The organism is Peribacillus sp. FSL P2-0133, from assembly GCF_037975445.1.
Classification (GTDB): Bacteria; Bacillota; Bacilli; order Bacillales; family DSM-1321; genus Peribacillus; species Peribacillus simplex_E.
In genome coordinates this window covers 3424887-3441975 of the sequence record NZ_CP150254.1, presented here as the reverse complement: position 1 = coordinate 3441975, position 17089 = coordinate 3424887, and the positions used below count along the sequence as shown (strand labels likewise).

The 17089-nt window shown below is 39.6% G+C and carries 16 protein-coding genes; 14 read left to right on the top strand and 2 right to left on the bottom strand.

The window, feature by feature from the left end; translation table 11 throughout:
* The first annotated feature begins 7 nt into the window (after window positions 1-7).
* The 3 genes from MKY17_RS16460 to MKY17_RS16450 all read left to right on the top strand — a co-directional run bounded on the left by MKY17_RS16460 (window position 8) and on the right by MKY17_RS16450 (window position 2326).
* Window positions 8-970 (top strand): TIGR03943 family protein, encoded by a 963-nt coding sequence (locus tag MKY17_RS16460; RefSeq protein WP_098373706.1) that lies wholly within the window; start codon window positions 8-10, stop codon window positions 968-970.
* Between the two features lie 782 nt (window positions 971-1752).
* Complete coding sequence (locus MKY17_RS16455; protein ID WP_286177256.1) at window positions 1753-2055, top strand: hypothetical protein; 303 nt, start codon at window positions 1753-1755, stop codon at window positions 2053-2055.
* Between the two features lie 49 nt (window positions 2056-2104).
* Window positions 2105-2326: a restriction endonuclease gene (locus MKY17_RS16450; protein ID WP_286177257.1), complete on the top strand. Its 222-nt coding sequence runs from the start codon at window positions 2105-2107 to the stop codon at window positions 2324-2326.
* Between the two features lie 464 nt (window positions 2327-2790).
* Here MKY17_RS16450 and MKY17_RS16445 read toward each other — a convergent pair whose 3' ends face one another.
* Window positions 2791-3051 (bottom strand): hypothetical protein, encoded by a 261-nt coding sequence (locus MKY17_RS16445; protein WP_142324019.1) that lies wholly within the window; start codon window positions 3049-3051, stop codon window positions 2791-2793.
* 598 nt (window positions 3052-3649) lie between these two features.
* Between MKY17_RS16445 and MKY17_RS16440 the strand changes: the two genes are divergently transcribed.
* The 4 genes from MKY17_RS16440 to MKY17_RS16425 all read left to right on the top strand — a co-directional run bounded on the left by MKY17_RS16440 (window position 3650) and on the right by MKY17_RS16425 (window position 7927).
* A complete protein-coding gene (locus tag MKY17_RS16440) occupies window positions 3650-5824 on the top strand; it encodes a DNA topoisomerase III (protein WP_339200162.1) in 2175 nt (724 codons plus the stop codon).
* A gap of 102 nt (window positions 5825-5926) precedes the next feature.
* A complete protein-coding gene (gene mntR, locus MKY17_RS16435; protein ID WP_063234342.1) occupies window positions 5927-6355 on the top strand; it encodes a transcriptional regulator MntR in 429 nt (142 codons plus the stop codon).
* 181 nt (window positions 6356-6536) lie between these two features.
* Entirely contained in the window at window positions 6537-7232 is a 696-nt protein-coding gene (locus tag MKY17_RS16430) for a class I SAM-dependent methyltransferase (RefSeq protein WP_098369305.1), read from the top strand.
* Entirely contained in the window at window positions 7232-7927 is a 696-nt protein-coding gene (locus tag MKY17_RS16425) for an AIM24 family protein (protein WP_098369306.1), read from the top strand. Before MKY17_RS16430 ends, MKY17_RS16425 begins: the two co-directional genes overlap by 1 nt.
* A 106-nt stretch (window positions 7928-8033) precedes the next feature.
* On the opposite strand, the gene metA is transcribed toward MKY17_RS16425, so the two are convergent.
* A complete protein-coding gene (gene metA, locus MKY17_RS16420) occupies window positions 8034-8942 on the bottom strand; it encodes a homoserine O-succinyltransferase (RefSeq protein WP_098369307.1) in 909 nt (302 codons plus the stop codon).
* Between the two features lie 168 nt (window positions 8943-9110).
* On the opposite strand from metA, the gene MKY17_RS16415 reads away from it, so the two are divergent.
* The 7 genes from MKY17_RS16415 to ilvD all read left to right on the top strand — a co-directional run bounded on the left by MKY17_RS16415 (window position 9111) and on the right by ilvD (window position 17047).
* The gene (locus MKY17_RS16415; protein WP_098369308.1) at window positions 9111-9644 is read left to right on the top strand and encodes a hypothetical protein; all 534 of its coding nucleotides are present in this window, start codon (window positions 9111-9113) and stop codon (window positions 9642-9644) included.
* A 77-nt stretch (window positions 9645-9721) separates the two neighbouring features.
* Entirely contained in the window at window positions 9722-10198 is a 477-nt protein-coding gene (locus MKY17_RS16410) for a glutathione peroxidase (protein ID WP_098369309.1), read from the top strand.
* 137 nt (window positions 10199-10335) lie between these two features.
* Entirely contained in the window at window positions 10336-11181 is an 846-nt protein-coding gene (locus MKY17_RS16405) for a DegV family protein (RefSeq protein WP_098369310.1), read from the top strand.
* A gap of 53 nt (window positions 11182-11234) precedes the next feature.
* Window positions 11235-11879 (top strand): HD domain-containing protein, encoded by a 645-nt coding sequence (locus MKY17_RS16400; protein WP_098369311.1) that lies wholly within the window; start codon window positions 11235-11237, stop codon window positions 11877-11879.
* Entirely contained in the window at window positions 11876-13753 is a 1878-nt protein-coding gene (locus MKY17_RS16395; protein ID WP_098369312.1) for an ABC-F family ATP-binding cassette domain-containing protein, read from the top strand. The genes MKY17_RS16400 and MKY17_RS16395 overlap by 4 nt, the downstream gene beginning before the upstream one ends.
* Window positions 13754-13883: 130 nt before the next feature.
* Window positions 13884-15020, top strand: coding sequence for a conserved virulence factor C family protein (locus tag MKY17_RS16390; protein ID WP_098369313.1), 1137 nt, complete (start codon window positions 13884-13886; stop codon window positions 15018-15020).
* A gap of 341 nt (window positions 15021-15361) precedes the next feature.
* Window positions 15362-17047, top strand: a complete 1686-nt coding sequence (gene ilvD / locus MKY17_RS16385; protein WP_185150912.1) for a dihydroxy-acid dehydratase — start codon at window positions 15362-15364, stop codon at window positions 17045-17047.
* The last annotated feature ends 42 nt before the right edge of the window (window positions 17048-17089 follow it).

Genomic DNA, 17089 nt, shown 5'->3' with positions numbered 1-17089 from the left:
GAAAATCATGCAACTCCAATTTCAGCAAGCTGCTAGAGCTTTAATTTTACTAGCTTTTTCGGCCCTCATATTTAAGCTTCATTTCACCGGTGAAATTACAAAGTTCATTAACCCAAAATATGAAAGTTTAAGCCAAGTAGCTTCTGTAATATTTTTGATTTTGTTTTTTATTCAAATTACAAGGACATGGAAAGTAAAGAAAAGCAGCTATCATCATTGTGATCAGCACGACCATGACTGCGACCATAACCATGATCATGGAGATTCTTCTTTTAACACAAAAAAACTAATTTCGTATTTTATTATTGTGTTTCCATTACTAACTGGGTTTCTGCTTCCAGCCAAAGTACTCGATGCTTCTATTGCCAATAAGAAAGGGGCAATGCTGGCACTGTCAAACCAAAAACAAGCACCTAAAGAAGACAAAAATAAAGAAAACAGTAACCCTCCAGAAGAAATGGAAGAGAGTAACTTAAATGGTCAGGCTAATCCCTCTATAGATGACAACCCTGTAGACCCAGCTCTTCTAGAAAACCAGCAGGAAGAAATCTCAGAGGAAGAATATAATCAACTGATACAACAGTTAGAACAAAACCAAAATATTGAGATGAATGACTATGTATATGCAGCCTATTATGAAGAAATGAGTAAAGATATTAATAAGTTTAAGGGAAGAAAAATCGAATTAAAGGGCTTTGTTTATAAAGAAGATGGATTTGCTCAAAATCAGCTGGTGATTTCAAGATTTTTAATTACTCACTGTGTCGCAGACGCAAGTATTATTGGATTTCTTTCAGAGTTCCCAGAGGCTTCTTCCCTAGACAAGGATACATGGATCAAAGCAAATGGTGTAATAGAAATTACGACGTATAACGGGAAGGAGCTTCCTGTAATCAAAATTACTGATTGGGAAAAAATCAGTGAACCTTATGAGCCTTATCTCTATCCGATTAGTGTAAAAATATTATAGAACATTTGCAAAAAGAAGCTGATTTCATCAGCTTCTTTTAATTTTATTTAACTTTTATAGTTTATGCAACTTGTTCGTCAATTGAAAGAAAACGACAATGTTCATTTAGGCTCTTAACTATACTACCATGATGGGAAAACATTTAAGAATCATGAAGGTGAACTTTAACCTTATTGCACCTCAGAGCAACTTTACTGTCACTCAAGGGCGATTCACTATGTCTGTAATTATTATTCTTCCTAGAGGAGCTCAATTACATGGTGAACCATTAGCAATTAGTCCTGAGGTATTCCTTCTCCAGTATTGGAATACAGCGCTAAAACTCCAAATGTAGATCGACATATACTTCTTCAGTATTCAATGCAATATGACCCAATTTTCACAATTCGTTATAAATATTAAACTAATAACAGGGTAAACTCTTTACTGGGTTTGCTCCTTTTAATGATTGATATAATATTTCATCAATTTCTTTTACCGTCATCCTTTGAGAATGCTACAAAATTTCTGGATTTAGAAGCCTTAGATTTTTTGACCCTTAACTTTGCAGTTGCAGCCATCTCCCTCCTTATATTCATTATTTTGATAGGGGTCTTTAGTGCTCCCTTATCTAAAGATTCTAAGTCTTCCTGAATCCAGCATTCTTGTTTTTTTGTATATTATAGTTATAAGGCCCTTTCCAAAAAGGGCTTTTGTCGTTTAAAATCCTTATTAATTGTCGATACCTTTAATAAAAGGAGGCGGTAAAAATTTTTATCATAGAGCTAATTGTAGCCATTGTTTTGGCTGGGGCATTTATTCAGTTTCGTCTGACAAAAAGTAAGGAACATTACAAAGCTGCATTGCTAGCACGCCATATAGACACAAGTGATGAAATGAAAAGGACTTTAGCAATGGGTCTGTATCTTAGATTTAGAAAAGAAAATCCAGAAGATAAAAAATTAATAAAAGATAATTCCATTTTTATTAAACAAGATCCAATTGCTTTCGAGTCTTTTGTTGCTGAGGTATTTGGTAGATCAAGGGGTGGAAAAACGTGGGTAACTCCTCCATCTGGTGATTATGGGGTAGATTTTTTAGCATGAAACTAAAGAAGGAAAGTATCTTGGTCAAGTTAAATGTTATAAAGATGACTTGGATTTTGAGGCAATAGCTATACTTCATTCCAATATTATTAAACAAGGATTACAGAGTGGCTATGTAATAACAACAGGAGACTTCACAAAAAATGCTCGGGAATATGCTGAAGGGTTAAATATTGAATTAATCAATGGGGTCCAATTAGTTGATCTATGGTTAGAAGGATTAGAGAATGGTGAACAGGAGATTAAGCAGGTAATTCCTGAATATGTGTAACAAACTATTTTTAGGCTGACCCATAATGTGAAATTTTGAAAAGGTACCTTACGCTCCCTATCCTAAAGTAAAGTGGGGTTGACCGTAGTAAATAATACTTTCAATTTTACAAAGAACAGATGAAAAGTTTACATAATACAGAATAACGGCAATCAATAAACACAGAAGAGATATTATATCAAGGCGATTGGTTTATTTGCAGTTGCTCACTCTATGGAACTGATTATCGAAACAAAAAAGTTAAGTTACGTGAGTTAACAATTAAAAACGTAGTTTCAATGTTAGAGTCTAATAAATTTAATTTCAAATAAAAACTGGGGGTAAACCTTTTAAAGGGTTTCCTCTCCTTTTAGTGAGCTGATTAACCTTACGGGTAACCCCCATAACGGGCATTTGTACGGACTGACTTCAGGCTGGCATATAGTTCATTCATGGTAATTCCATATAAACCAACCTTTTATCAGTTAATTTTTAAATGAGGTAACTAAATCTGCTGCTAAGAGATTTGAGCCACTTACTCCTTTCAAATATTTTACACTTCCCTCACTTGACCAATCAATGTTTTGAATATGGGTTAAACTCTTAGAAATTTTAGTATTGTTCAATTGATTAGATGAAAAATTATAGTTCTCTAAAATAATGTGATTTCCAGCGATGGATAGAGCATTTAAACAAACTATATGAGTTAATCTATATTTTTTGTAATCGCTCCATTGGTTAGGCATATATTTTTTATTTCATTAAAGTAATAGAGTGAAATATATAAAATTTTTTCTTTGGGTAATTCAGCTAAATCTGACTCTCTCGTCAATAATTTTAAAAAATTATGGATGTTTTGTAGTGTGATATGCTTTTCTTTATTTCTCTTACCAATAAGAGTCCCGATGCTGTAAAAAGGGCTATCAGGATTTATAATAAGTTGGGTCGCAATCCAACTAAGATTATCACTTTCTCTTTTTAAAAATCTACTTAACGAAGTACCTATACCTTTAGCTTTTGTATGAATAATATCAATAAATAACTAAACAGTGAAAAGCTATGGGCGAAGTTTAACATCGCGCTTGTTTCTTTTGTATATACTCCGATTCCCCCTAATCTATACTGACCATCCAATAGTGAAGCTTTTTTTTTACCTATTAATCCTCCTATATTAAGACAGGTTTATCATCTGCCTGAAAACCTCACTATTCACCGAAGTTAAGCAATCATTTAATGTTTCCTATAGAACAGTTCAGTAAAAACGAAGTCATATCTAGCCGATTGTGATAATTAAGGTATAATGATAGGGGAAGATATTTTTTAACGGATTAGGTGAAGATGAACATGAAGCTAATCATTGCGGAGAAACCAGATCAAGGTTCAACGCTAGCGGCTCAATTTAAAACGAAGAAACAGCAAGGCTATATAGAAATTATGCCGAATGAACTTTTTCCCGATGGAGCTTATGTAACTTGGGCCGTCGGTCATTTATGTCAACTCGTTTCGCCGGAAACCTATCATTCAAAATGGAAAAAATGGTCGATGGAAACGTTGCCGATGATTCCTGAGAAATTTCAATATGAAGTGACCCGACAAAAGGCAAAGCAATTCAATGTTGTGAAGACTTTGCTTAGGAAACCGGAAGTCGATGAAATCATTCATGCAGGTGATGCCGGGCGTGAAGGAGAATTGATTGTACGCAACATCGTTAATCTATGCAATGTCAATAAACCGATGAAACGGTTATGGATTTCCTCTTTGACCCCAAAAGCGATTTATGAGGGATTCCAAAATCTAAAGAGCGAGGAAAAAACCAGGCCGCTCTATTATGAAGCGTATACGAGAGCTTGCGCGGACTGGGTTGTGGGAATGAATGCGTCGAGAGCGTATAGTATTTTATTGAAACAAAGGGGCGTTTCGGATGTGTTTTCAGCTGGAAGGGTTCAGACACCGACTCTCGCCTTGATTGTGAAGCGGGAAATGGAAATTGAGCAATTCAAGTCTGAACCGTTCTGGGAAGTATTCGCTGACTTCAAGATGGATGGAAAGAAATATCAGGGAAAATGGCAGCAGAACAATGATCCGAGAATCAAGACAAAAGAAATGGCTGATAAAATTGCCGCTTTTTGCAAGGGTAAGGAAGCTGAAATAGCTGAAATGGATACAGAAAGGAAAGAATTTCAGCCGCCTTTGTTATTTAATCTCTCGTCATTGCAAGCGACAGTGAACAAGATTTATAAATATTCGCCGAAACAGACGCTTGATATAGTACAAAGTTTATATCAAAAAGGGATCGTTTCTTATCCTCGTTCAGATTCCAATTATGTGACGGAGGGGGAAGCTGAAACATTTCCCGATATTTTGCAAAAACTAAGCGGATTTTCGGAATATGAATCCCTGTTTCCCTTGCCACAACCGAACATCATGAATAATAAACGGTTTGTAAATGAAAAGAAAGTGACTGATCACTATGCCATCATCCCGACGGAGCAGGTAACCGATCCAAAGCGGCTTTCCGCTGAAGAACGGAATATTTATGACTTGGTGGTACGCCGCTTGATTGCGGCCCATTATGAGAAAGCCATTTTCGATTACACCACCATTAAAACGCTTGTCGATAAGCGTGCCGAATTCATTTCTAAAGGAAAGCAGCAGATTCAAGAGGGATGGCGCAAAGTGATTTTCCAAAATGACAAGGAAGACGATGATATCATTTTGCCGTCCGTCTCAAAAGGGGATTCTGGCAAGGTCGCCAATATAAAGGTGAAAGAAGGAAAAACCCAGCCTCCTAAGCGCTATACAGAAGGTCAGCTGATCACTTTGATGAAGACTGCCGGAAAGCATCTGGATAATGAAGAGTTAGAAAAGGTGCTGATGAAAACCGAGGGTCTTGGAACCGAAGCAACCCGGGCTGGCATCATTACCATGCTCAAAGACCGTAAATACATCAATGTAAAAAAAAATCAGGTATTTGCGACAGATAAAGGGAAAGTGCTGATTACCGCGATTGGGGAGAAAATCCTGGCTTCACCCGAGATGACTGCCAAATGGGAACAGCGTTTAAGAGAAATCGGGGAAGGGAAGGCATCCGCTGGCGGATTTATGGAAGCTGTTAAAAAGATGTCAGCAAAAATTATCAGTGATGCCGTGGAATCATCGGAAAGCTGGGATTTTCAAGGGCTGGACACCGAGTCGATTCAACGGAGCGGCCCTAATAAGAGAAGTTCAGCATCTGTGGGCAGCTGTAAACTATGCGGTTCTAAGATTGTCGATAAAGGGGAATTCTATGGATGTGTTAGTTATCAAAAAACAAAGTGTAACTTCACTATCTCCAAAAAAATCCTTAATAAGAAAATCAGTCAAGCAAATATAAAAAAGCTGTTGGCGAGCGGTGAAACGGATTTGATAAGCGGTTTTAAAAAAGGGGAAAAGACCTTTGATGCCATATTATCTTGGTCCGACTCTGAAAAGAAGATCAGTTTTACATTCCCAACAGAACAAAACGTCAAGCAAACTTGAGAAGAAACATCATTAAAGGCGCCCTGAGACTTATATCATCTTGTTTCGGGGTGGTTTATATAGTAAAATTTTTAGATATGCGTTTGAATGGGAGGATTCCGAATGCCTACACCGAGCATGGAGGATTACATAGAACAAATTTATTTACTTATTGAAGAAAAAGGATATGCAAGAGTTTCCGATATTGCCGAAAATCTTTCCGTCCACCCTTCTTCAGTTACAAAAATGGTTCAAAAACTTGATCAAGAAAAATATTTGATATATGAAAAGTACCGAGGTCTCGTTTTAACTGCAAATGGGAAAAAAGTTGGTAAAAGGCTCGTATACCGGCATGAACTTTTAGAACAGATGCTAAGGTTGATTGGGGTCAAGGAAGAAAATATTTATCATGATGTAGAGGGGATCGAACACCACCTTAGCTGGAATGCCATCGATAGGATTGGAGACCTGGTTGAATTCTTTGAAGAATCTCCTGACCGTGTCGAGGATTTACGAAAGATACAAAAAAGAAATGAAGAAAATTCAAAATAAGCTGCCGCTGGCAGTTTTTTTTTATGTATTTGAAAATCATCTGTATTCCTGAACGAAGTTATAAAAGAGGATTTTTTAAATTTGAGCAGAATAGCTATAAAGAAGCCCCGTTATTTTGATTCTGGAAACTGAGTGTTTTTAATATAGTAGGAACTTGCTTAATTAGGAGGGGGAATTTCTGATGAATTTACATACATGGCATAAAGAATCGAAAAAGGAATGGGATGTTTTTGCACCTATGTGGGTGAAGAATTCGCAAGAAATGTGGGAAACGGGGAGCCGGAAAAACATTATTCCTTTCTTTTCTGAATATGTACCTTCGAAAGTGAAGGTGGCTGACATTGGCTGTGGAGATGGAGTTGGTTCCTTGAAATTGGCCGAAGCGGGATTTGAAGTAACCGGAGTTGATTTATCCAATGTGATGATTGAATTTGCAAAGGGGAAAACCGCTCAACAACCAGAACTTTCTTTCCTGCAAGGGGATTTTTATAATCTTCCATTCAAAGATGAAGAACTGGATGCGGCAATGGTCATTAATTCTTTGGAATATACGGGTGAACCATTAACGGTGATGAAGGAAATTCAACGGGTAATAAAGCCTGGCGGTTATGCCTGTTTTGGTATACTTGGTCCAACAGCTGAACCACGAAAAAAATTCAGTTTTCAACGGTTATTAGGAGATAAAGTCATCATGAATACAATGCAGCCTTGGGAATTTGAAAAAATGGCTTTAGAAACCGGATGGAAGGCAGTGGCTGATACCGGCGTTGCAAAGAGAGGGGTGGACTATACAAAACTGGGGCATTTTTCAAAGGAGTTAAAGCAAGCTGTATCGTTCATGTGGCTTTTCCTCCTTCAAAAAGAGGTGGGGCAGTGATGGAGAAGTATCAAATCGATCAATTTGTTGAAAAGACGAAACAGCAGGATAAAGGGCAAGGTTTATTCGAACTTGAAACGGAACGAATCCTGGAGATTAATTTGGAACAGCAGATCTGGGCAAAAATGGGGACGATGGTTTCTTATCGTGGCCAAATTAAATTCGAGCGGGAAGGTATCTTGGAGCATGGTCTTGGTAAACTCTTCAAAAAGGCTTTGACTGGTGAGGGTGCATCTTTGATGAAAGCGACTGGAAGCGGAAAGCTATACGTCGCGGATCAAGGAAAGAAGATTTCCATTTTACAGTTAAATGGGGAATCGATCTGTGTTAACGGAAATGATTTACTTGCATTTGAGCCGGGGATTCAATGGGATATAAAAATGATGCGGCGCATTGCCGGATTATTGGCAGGGGGATTGTTCAACGTAAGGCTCGAGGGGAGAGGCATGGTCGCATTCACTTCCCATTATGAGCCGCTTACTTTAATGGTGGAACATGGGAATCCAGTCTATACTGACCCGAATGCCACAGTGGCTTGGTCTGGGGAATTGCAGCCTGAATTCGTAACGGATGTTTCACTGAAGTCGTTTTTTGGTAGGGGAAGCGGAGAATCCGTTCAAATGAAATTCGAAGGTCAAGGATTTGTGGTCGTCCAACCTTTTGAAGAGGTTTATTTCGGCAATAAGGAATCATGAAACAAACAACCTGAGTCAGAAACTCAGGTTGTTTCCCATGATAATCGGAAGTGGCTGACCAAAAAACGATTCACCTAAACGTGAAAGCTTCTTTTTTCTTACCCTTTCAATCCCACTCATAAGGGGTTGATTGGTAGACATAATAGTTCAGCCAATTCGAGAACATCAGGCTGCAATGGCTCTTCCAGCGGTGAAGAGGTACCTTGGTCGGATCGTTATCAGGAAAGTAATTTTCAGGGAGTTGCGTATTGATTCCACGCTCCCTATCGCGCTTGTATTCTTCACCAAGGGTATCGGCATCATACTCAAAATGGCCGGTAACCATAATTCTTTTTCCATCAACTGAAGCAGCAATCAATACACCAGCTTGATCGGACTGTGCGAGAACCTTCAGTTCTGGATGGTTAACTAATTTTTGATAGTCAATATCCGTATGGCGAGAATGAGGGGCCATAAAATAATCATCGAATCCGCGGACTAGATTTTCATTCGGTTCAAGGACCTCATGGGTGTATATCCCGAAGCATTTCTCTGGAAGTTCGTATTTGCCTATTCCATAATGATGGTACAGGGCAGCTTGTGCCCCCCAACAAATATGTAGGGTGGATGTGACATTTTCACTTGACCAGTTCATGATACTCTGCAGTTCTTCCCAATAATTAACATCTGAAAATTCCAGCTTTTCTACTGGAGCACCTGTAATTATCAAGCCGTCATACTTCTTCGTGCGGATATCATTAAATGATTTATAAAATTGATCTAAATGAAATTTACTTGTGTTTTTTGATTCATGTGTGCTCAAGCGCAGGAATGATATATTTACTTGAATCGGAGTATTGCCAAGAAAGCGCAGTAACTGGGCCTCCGTTTTTTCTTTCTCTGGCATCAGGTTTAATATTAATATATTCAATGGACGGATTTCCTGATTGGTAGCTCTTTCCTCATCCATTACGAAGATATTTTCCTGTTCTAAAATTTCCCTTGCTGGCAGTTGTTCCGGAATTCTGATTGGCATGATTAGCCTCCTTCTTCAAAAATCATAATATTTTAATTATATAGAAAATTATTGAATAGAAAAGCTATTTTAATAATTTCTTGTAAATCCCGAAGGAAATGGCCTGGGAATGGTAAAATGGGAAGTTCATGAATACATAAACTATGAAGTTGGAGAGGTGTTTGGAGATTGTTTGATCCTACAGCATTTGAGAACATGAAAGTGGTTTTGGAAGGAGCGGTTTACGATCGTGACTTCATTGGAGATATATTGGTCATAAAACGTGATGATATAGTTAATCTCTCGACTATGTCCAGATCATATAAGATTGAGATGGAATTGAAAAAACCCATCGCGCCTATTTCGATTAGCGGTGCGATTGAGTTACAGGCTTCACTCAAGAACCTAAGTTCGGAGTTACTCGATGCAGCTATTGATGAAACTCATTCGGGCTGCACAGTCGATATTTTCATTACTTTTCCCAAAAAGCTGGATGAAGTGAATGCTGAACAATTGTTGAATGAACTGGAAAAAATTTGGGGAGATCAGAGGATCATTACAGTGACGACCAGCGATACGGTGAGTAAAAAAATGCAACACGTTACTTCTTCTATATATAAAGTTTCATTTGGAAGGCTTGTAAAAGAAGAACAAATGGATGATTTGGAAGACATGGTAGAGTATTTGATTCAATCCATACAAGCAGTGAAGATTCAGGGATGAAAGTAAAGGATAAAAGTTGGTAAACCTACCTTTAAATACGGTAAAATGAATCATCATACTAAAGGGAGAGATCATACATGTCCATTTACGAATTTGAAGTCAATAAAATCAATGGCGAAACCATCTCGCTTGAGGAATATAGAGGGAAAGTGATGATTATAGTGAATACCGCAAGCAAATGCGGTTTTTCGCCACAGTATGATGATTTGCAAAGCCTGTATGTGCGATATAAAGAGGATGGGGTAGTCGTGCTTGGTTTTCCTTGTAATCAGTTTTTGAATCAGGAGCCTGGTGATGATCTGGAAATCGACTCATACTGCAAATTGAATCATGGTATAACATTCCCGATGTTTGCAAAAGTGAATGTCAATGGCAAGGAAGCCCATCCCTTATTCAGCTACCTGACTGAAAATGCTCCTGGAGTGATGGGGTCCAAATCGATAAAATGGAATTTTACAAAGTTCTTGATTGATCGTAATGGAAATATAGTGAGCCGGTATGCACCTAAAACAAAACCTCTGGAAATGGAAGAGGATATAAAAAAATTATTATGAAGAATGATATCGAGTCCAACGTAAGCTCCAGTTGGGCTCTTTTTTTGAGGTAAGATATTTATATGCATCCGTATTTAAAAGGGGACAGATGGTTGGGATGTTGAATATAATGGAAGACACAAATGAGGGGGGAAACCATGGAACGAATTGCATGGGTAATAGATAGTACGGGAACTTTGGACGAAGAATTATCATTGAATGAACACGTATACGTCGTTCCGATGGTCGTCATCATTGATGGGAAGGAATATGAAGATGGTGTCGACCTATTACCTGAGGAATTATACCGGCGGATGAGTGAGGAAAAAATCACCGCCACTACTTCACAGCCCTCGGTCGGCAGATTCCAAGAGTTATATAAGGAGCTTGAAAAACGCTATGATCGAATCATAGCCGTACATCTTTCAAGTGAATTGAGCGGGACAGTTTCCGCAAGCAGGCAAGCTGCACAAATGGTTTCGATCCCTGTTGACGTTTTTGATACTTTACTTATTTCCTTTCCAATGCTATTAATCTTGAAAAGGCTCATGCATTATATTGATAATGGCGATTCCATCAATGAGGCTTTCGTCAAAACGAGAATGTATGCGGATAACCATGAAACCTATGTATTAATTGGTTCTTTAGATCAGCTTCATCGCAGCGGCAGGTTAACGAACGCACAGTATATTCTAGGAAGCCTATTGAGCTTTAAACCCATTATTTCAATCGAAAATGGTGTGCTTCATACTAAATCTAAACCTCGGAACCTTAAAAAAGCGGAAAAACAGATCTTCGCTGATTTTCGCAGATCAGTCGAGGCGGGAAAAGTAAAAGAATGCACCATATTATATGGTGCAGTGTCGGAGCAGGCACAAAGATGGAAAAAGATGATTACCGAAGAATTTCCTCATGTGTTGATCCATGTATCCCCACTGGGCAGTGCCATCGGGGTGCATACCGGTGAACAGACGATTGGGATCAGTTGGTTCAATGAAGATTAAAGCACACCATTTTTGAGAACCATGGTAAAATAGAAGGGACTTGGAGTGGTGATATGAAACAAACGATGATTGAATTGATGGAGAAGTATGTATATGACCAATTGAATTCTGATGCCAGCGGCCATGATTGGTTCCATATCGATCGTGTTCGTAAGCTGGCTTTACATATTGCAAAAGAAGAACGAAAAGGAAATGAGTTTATCATTGAATTGGCGGCTCTGCTTCATGATATCCCAGATGATAAACTAAACCAGGAAGCCGATGAAGGCTGGAAAAAGCTTGACGTTTGGTTTGATGAAATAAAGTTGGATATTGATAGTGTTGATGCCATCAAACAGATCATCAATACAATTTCATATAGTGCAGGGCAGTTGAAGCTTCCTTCGATCGAGGCTGAAATTGTTCAGGATGCGGACCGCTTGGATGCAATTGGTGCCATTGGCATAGCCAGGACATTTGCATTTGGCGGAAAAAAGGGACAACTTATGTATGATCCTTCATTGCCCATAAGGGAAAACATGACCAAGAAGGAATACAGGAGTGGCAAAAGCTCATCCATTCATCACTTTCATGAAAAATTATTGCGTTTGCAAGATATGCTCAATACTTGTACAGCCAAGAAGATTGCAAGTGATAGGCATGAATATATGGTTGGATTTTTAGAGGAATTTAATAAGGAATGGGATGTACGATTATGAAAGTTTTTAGCATGGAACATGTAATGAAAACCCAAGGGGAAAAGCTGCTTTTTAAAGATGTCTCTTTTTCCATTACCGAAGGGGAAAAAATCGGGATCGTTGGTATAAACGGCACCGGCAAATCGACATTATTGAATATCATCGCAGGCTTGGAAGACAGTGATTTAGGAACGAAGGATCATCCGAATGATTACACGATTTCCTATCTATCCCAAGATCCGCATTTTGATGAGGATTTGACGATCATGGAATATATGTATGAAAGTTCAACTCCTGTATTTTCATTGATTAAGGAGTATGAAAAGACGCTCGTTCAACTCCAGGTAGATCCACAGAATAGTGTAATTCAGGACCGTTTGTTAAAGCAGCAACAGGATATGGACACGCTTGGTGCCTGGGATACAAGTGCCAATGCCAGAACGATACTGACCAAGCTTGGTCTTCCTGATCACTCAAGAAAATTGGGGGAACTGTCAGGTGGCCAAAAAAAGCGTGCGGCCCTGGCAAAAACCTTGATTGAGACCCCTGATTTACTGATTTTGGATGAGCCGACGAACCATCTCGATTTTGAAAGTATCACTTGGCTTGAAGAATATTTGGGGAAATATCAAAAGTCCGTTTTATTTGTGACCCATGATCGATATTTCCTTGATCGCGTGTCCAATAAGATTTGGGAAATTGCCCAAACGCAGCTTTTCGAATACAAAGGAAACTATGCGGATTATTTAGAGTCAAAGGCCATTCGTGAAGAGAATGAAACGGCTGAAAGATCGAAAAAGGAAAGTCTATTCAAAAAAGAACTGGCTTGGATCCGGAAAGGCGCAAAGGCCCGTACAACGAAACAAAAGGCCAGGATCCAACGCTTCGAAACATTGGAATCAGGTGTAAAGGATAAGCAGAAAACAGAGAACCTGGAAATGGAATTAAGCGGTGCCCGCCTTGGGAAAAAGGTACTCGAGATGCAGGATGTTTCTAAATCCTTCGGGGATCGAACCATCATCAACCATTTTTCCTTCCTCTTCAAACCGGGTGATCGAATTGGGATCGTCGGTAATAATGGCAGTGGAAAATCAACCTTGTTAAATATCCTGGCCGGACGGGAATCTATAGATGAAGGAAACCTGGAAAAAGGGCAAACCGTGAAAATAGGGTACTATACGCAAGAAAGCGTCGATATGGATGAGAATTTGCGCATGATCGAGTATATTCGGGAAACGGCGGATTCAATCGCCCTTAAAGATGGTAGTTTCATATCGGCTGCGCAGATGCTTGAAAGGTTCTTGTTTCCAATGGGCTCTCATGGGACGCCTATTCGCAAGCTTTCCGGAGGGGAGAAAAGGCGTTTATATCTTCTTAATATTTTGATGTCGGCACCTAATGTCTTGCTTTTGGATGAACCGACAAATGATTTGGACACGCAAACCTTGACCGTTCTGGAGGATTATTTAGAAACGTTTTCAGGTGTAGTCATTACTGTATCACATGATAGGTATTTCCTGGATAAGACGTGCCATCAGCTTCTTGTTTTCAAGAATAAAGCTGAAATTGATTTCTATTACGGCAGTTATTCAGAGTTCTTGGAAGAAAAGACTGAAGAGGCCGTGCCAGTAAAAGCACCAGAACCTCAGATGAACCGGACCGAAAAGAAAAAGAAAAAACTAACTTATGCGGAAAGTAAGGAATGGGAAGAGATAGAAGGGAACATGGAACGGGTCGAGTTGCGCCTGAAAGACATAACATCAGAAATGTCAGCAGCGGGAAGCGATTTTGAAAAAGTCCGCCTGCTGCTTGAAGAAGAAAAGGAACTAACGGATAAATTAGACCATTTGATGGAAAGATGGACGTATTTAGCGGAAAAATTGGAAGAGGAATGAGCGGGATGACCGGTCCAAGGGAGCAAACTTGGACCGGTCTTTTTTTAGCCAATCTCAATTGCATGAGAATCTGTTGCCGATGTGATAATATCTAGTACATGGAAACGTCTTGTTAAAGGAGAGAAATGCATTGAAAATTAAGTCGATAGAACCTACACCAAGTCCGAATACAATGAAAATCAATTTAACTGAAGAGCTATTAGCTGGTAAAAGCAATAATTATAAGAAAGATCAAGCTGACCAAGCACCCCAGCTGATTAGAGATTTATTTACGATCGAGGGAGTGAAAGGGGTATATCATGTTGCGGACTTCTTAGCCGTTGAGCGAAATGCAAAATATGATTGGAAAGATATCTTGGTCCAAATCCGTCAAGTTTTCGGGGAAAAAACCGAAGAACAAAATCAACAAACGGCATTAAATGAACATTACGGTGAAGTAACTGTTGCCATTCAACAATTCAAGGGCATTCCGATGCAAATTAAAGCAAGTGATAGCCAACACGAAAAACGTTTTGCCTTACCGGATTATTTCATAAAGGGCATTTCCGCTGCTCAAAAAGAAGATGACAATGTAGTACTGCTTCGAAAATGGAAGGATTATGGCGTAAGATATGGTGATATGGAAGATATCGTGAAGGAAGTATCCGATGAGTTGATTGCAGCTTACCCGGAAGAACGAATTAATCGGCTGGTAGCCGCTGCAAAAGAAATGGTGGATACGAAGGAAGCAATTTTGAAACGACCAAAAATTAAACTGACTGCAGAAATGCTGAATGACGAAAGCTGGGAAAAGCGTTATCAGGCTTTAGAACAAATGGAAGATCCAACGGTTGATGATATACCCGTATTGGACATGGCACTCTCCGATAGTAAGGTCTCCATTCGAAGGCTCGCGGTAGTATACTTGGGTATGATCGAAGATAGAAAAGTGCTTCCGAGCTTGTATAAAGCATTGAATGATAAAAGTGCGGCCGTAAGACGTACGGCTGGGGATTGTTTATCCGATCTTGGCTTTGAAGAAGCGATGGGAGAAATGTCTCAATCACTTTCGGATAAAAATAAATTGGTTAGATGGAGGGCGGCGATGTTTTTATATGAAGTGGGAAATGAGACGACCCTCCCTTATCTTAAGCAAGCGGAACAGGACCCTGAATTCGAAGTGGCCCTGCAGGTCAAGATGGCCATTGACCGTATAGAAAATGGGGAAGAAGCAAAAGGTTCGGTTTGGAAGCAGATGACAGAATCAAGACAAGCGAATGACAAGTGAGATTTGATGGGAATAACTTAATGGAATCTAAATGGTTACAGGCAAAAGGCATGCGGATGATTTAATCCGAATGCCTTTTTATTATTGAAGCGGATCTTCAAGTCATTTGACATTCGTTCCCCTAGGTCGGAATCCAAAACATTCAAAATGGCTAATTTTTCGATATACAGAAGTTTTTATGATATAAATTTGATCTCTATTATTTTAGTAAAATGATTTTTGTAGATATTTTGTGTTGAATGGTTGCATTTGTATGTAAATATGTTAGAATTTTTAGAGTATACTAAAAATTATATTATATTGAATCATTAAACATTTAGTGGAAATTGGGGGTACAACAAATGTCTACATCAAATATGAGAAGTGACATGATTACAAAAGGGGTCGATCGAGCTCCACATAGAAGTCTGTTGCGGGCAGCAGGGGTTAAAGAAGAAGATTTCGGTAAACCGTTCATCGCGGTTTGTAATTCTTACATCGATATCGTTCCAGGTCATGTCCACCTTCAGGAATTCGGAAAAATAGTGAAGGAAGCGATTCGCGAAGCTGGCGGTGTTCCTTTCGAATTTAATACGATTGGGGTAGACGATGGAATTGCAATGGGTCATATTGGTATGCGCTATTCTTTGCCAAGTCGTGAAATCATCGCGGATTCCGTGGAAACTGTTGTATCAGCACATTGGTTTGACGGTATGGTTTGCATTCCAAACTGTGACAAGATAACGCCGGGAATGATGATGGCAGCACTTCGTGTCAATATTCCAACAATATTCGTAAGTGGCGGACCCATGAAAGCAGGTAAAGACAAAAACGGTAAGTCCCTTTCATTAACATCCGTTTTTGAAGGTGTGGGCGCTTATCAAGCAGGTAATATCAATGAAGAAGATTTGCAGGAAATCGAGCAAGTTGCCTGCCCTACTTGCGGTTCTTGTTCAGGAATGTTCACGGCAAACTCCATGAACTGCCTGGCAGAAGGCTTAGGACTTGCGCTTCCGGGAAATGGAACGATTTTGGCGGTAGCCGAAGAACGTAAGGAATTCGTTAAGAAATCCGCTAAACAGTTGATGGAGATAATCAAACAGGATATCAAGCCTCGTGATATCGTAACGATTGATGCAATTGATAATGCATTTGCATTGGATATGGCGATGGGCGGTTCGACCAACACCGTTCTTCATACACTTGCATTGGCACATGAAGCAGGTTTTGAATATCCAATGGAACGCATAAATGAAATAGCTAACCGAGTACCGCATCTAGCGAAAATCGCACCGGCATCCGATTATCATATTGAAGATGTACATAATGCCGGTGGTGTAAGTGCCGTCATTAATGAGTTACTTAAAAAACCAGGTGCCTTTAATGGGGACTGCCTTTCTGTCTCAGGTAAAACGCTCCGCGAAAATGTTGCCGGTTGTGAAATATTGGACAAGGATGTTATCCATCCGTTAGATAATCCGCATTCTGAGCGTGGTGGGCTTGCGGTATTATTTGGTAACCTTGCTCCTCAAGGCTCCATCGTAAAAGTAGGGGCGGTTGACGAGTCAGTTGGTGGCTACCACAGGGGTCCTGCCATTTGTTTCGATTCCCAGGAAGATGCACTTTCAGGAATCATTACTGGAAAAGTAAAAGAGGGGAATGTAGTGGTCATTCGTTACGAAGGACCTAAAGGAGGGCCGGGTATGCCGGAAATGTTGGCACCCACTTCCCAAATCGTCGGGAGGGGACTTGGAGCTAAAGTCGGTTTGATCACTGATGGCCGCTTTTCAGGCGCATCTCGAGGTATCAGCATTGGTCATATATCCCCTGAAGCAGCTGAGGGAGGCCCGATTGCCTTTGTTGAAGATGGAGATATCATCGAATTGGATTTGAATAATCGTAAAATCGAATTGGAAATTTCCGATGAAGAATTCGAAAAACGCAAAGCCAATTGGAAAGGCTTCGAGTCAAAAGTCAGGACAGGCTATTTAGCACGTTATTCCAAACTTGTGACGAATGCCAGCTCAGGCGGCGTGATGAAAGTTTAGTTAAAAGGAAGATTAAAACATGGGGGCAGAATGAAAGTGGAT

What these genes read in the sequence shown, in the direction of transcription:
- MKY17_RS16460 (WP_098373706.1), top strand. Translation starts at nt 8, where the DNA reads ATGCAACTCCAATTTCAGCAAGCTGCTAGAGCTTTAATTTTACTAGCT.
- MKY17_RS16445 (WP_142324019.1), bottom strand. Translation starts at nt 3,051, where the DNA reads ATGCCTAACCAATGGAGCGATTACAAAAAATATAGATTAACTCATATA.
- MKY17_RS16440 (WP_339200162.1), top strand. Translation starts at nt 3,650, where the DNA reads ATGAAGCTAATCATTGCGGAGAAACCAGATCAAGGTTCAACGCTAGCG.
- mntR (WP_063234342.1), top strand. Translation starts at nt 5,927, where the DNA reads ATGCCTACACCGAGCATGGAGGATTACATAGAACAAATTTATTTACTT.
- MKY17_RS16430 (WP_098369305.1), top strand. Translation starts at nt 6,537, where the DNA reads ATGAATTTACATACATGGCATAAAGAATCGAAAAAGGAATGGGATGTT.
- MKY17_RS16425 (WP_098369306.1), top strand. Translation starts at nt 7,232, where the DNA reads ATGGAGAAGTATCAAATCGATCAATTTGTTGAAAAGACGAAACAGCAG.
- metA (WP_098369307.1), bottom strand. Translation starts at nt 8,942, where the DNA reads ATGCCAATCAGAATTCCGGAACAACTGCCAGCAAGGGAAATTTTAGAA.
- MKY17_RS16410 (WP_098369309.1), top strand. Translation starts at nt 9,722, where the DNA reads ATGTCCATTTACGAATTTGAAGTCAATAAAATCAATGGCGAAACCATC.
- MKY17_RS16405 (WP_098369310.1), top strand. Translation starts at nt 10,336, where the DNA reads ATGGAACGAATTGCATGGGTAATAGATAGTACGGGAACTTTGGACGAA.
- MKY17_RS16400 (WP_098369311.1), top strand. Translation starts at nt 11,235, where the DNA reads ATGAAACAAACGATGATTGAATTGATGGAGAAGTATGTATATGACCAA.
- MKY17_RS16395 (WP_098369312.1), top strand. Translation starts at nt 11,876, where the DNA reads ATGAAAGTTTTTAGCATGGAACATGTAATGAAAACCCAAGGGGAAAAG.
- ilvD (WP_185150912.1), top strand. Translation starts at nt 15,362, where the DNA reads ATGTCTACATCAAATATGAGAAGTGACATGATTACAAAAGGGGTCGAT.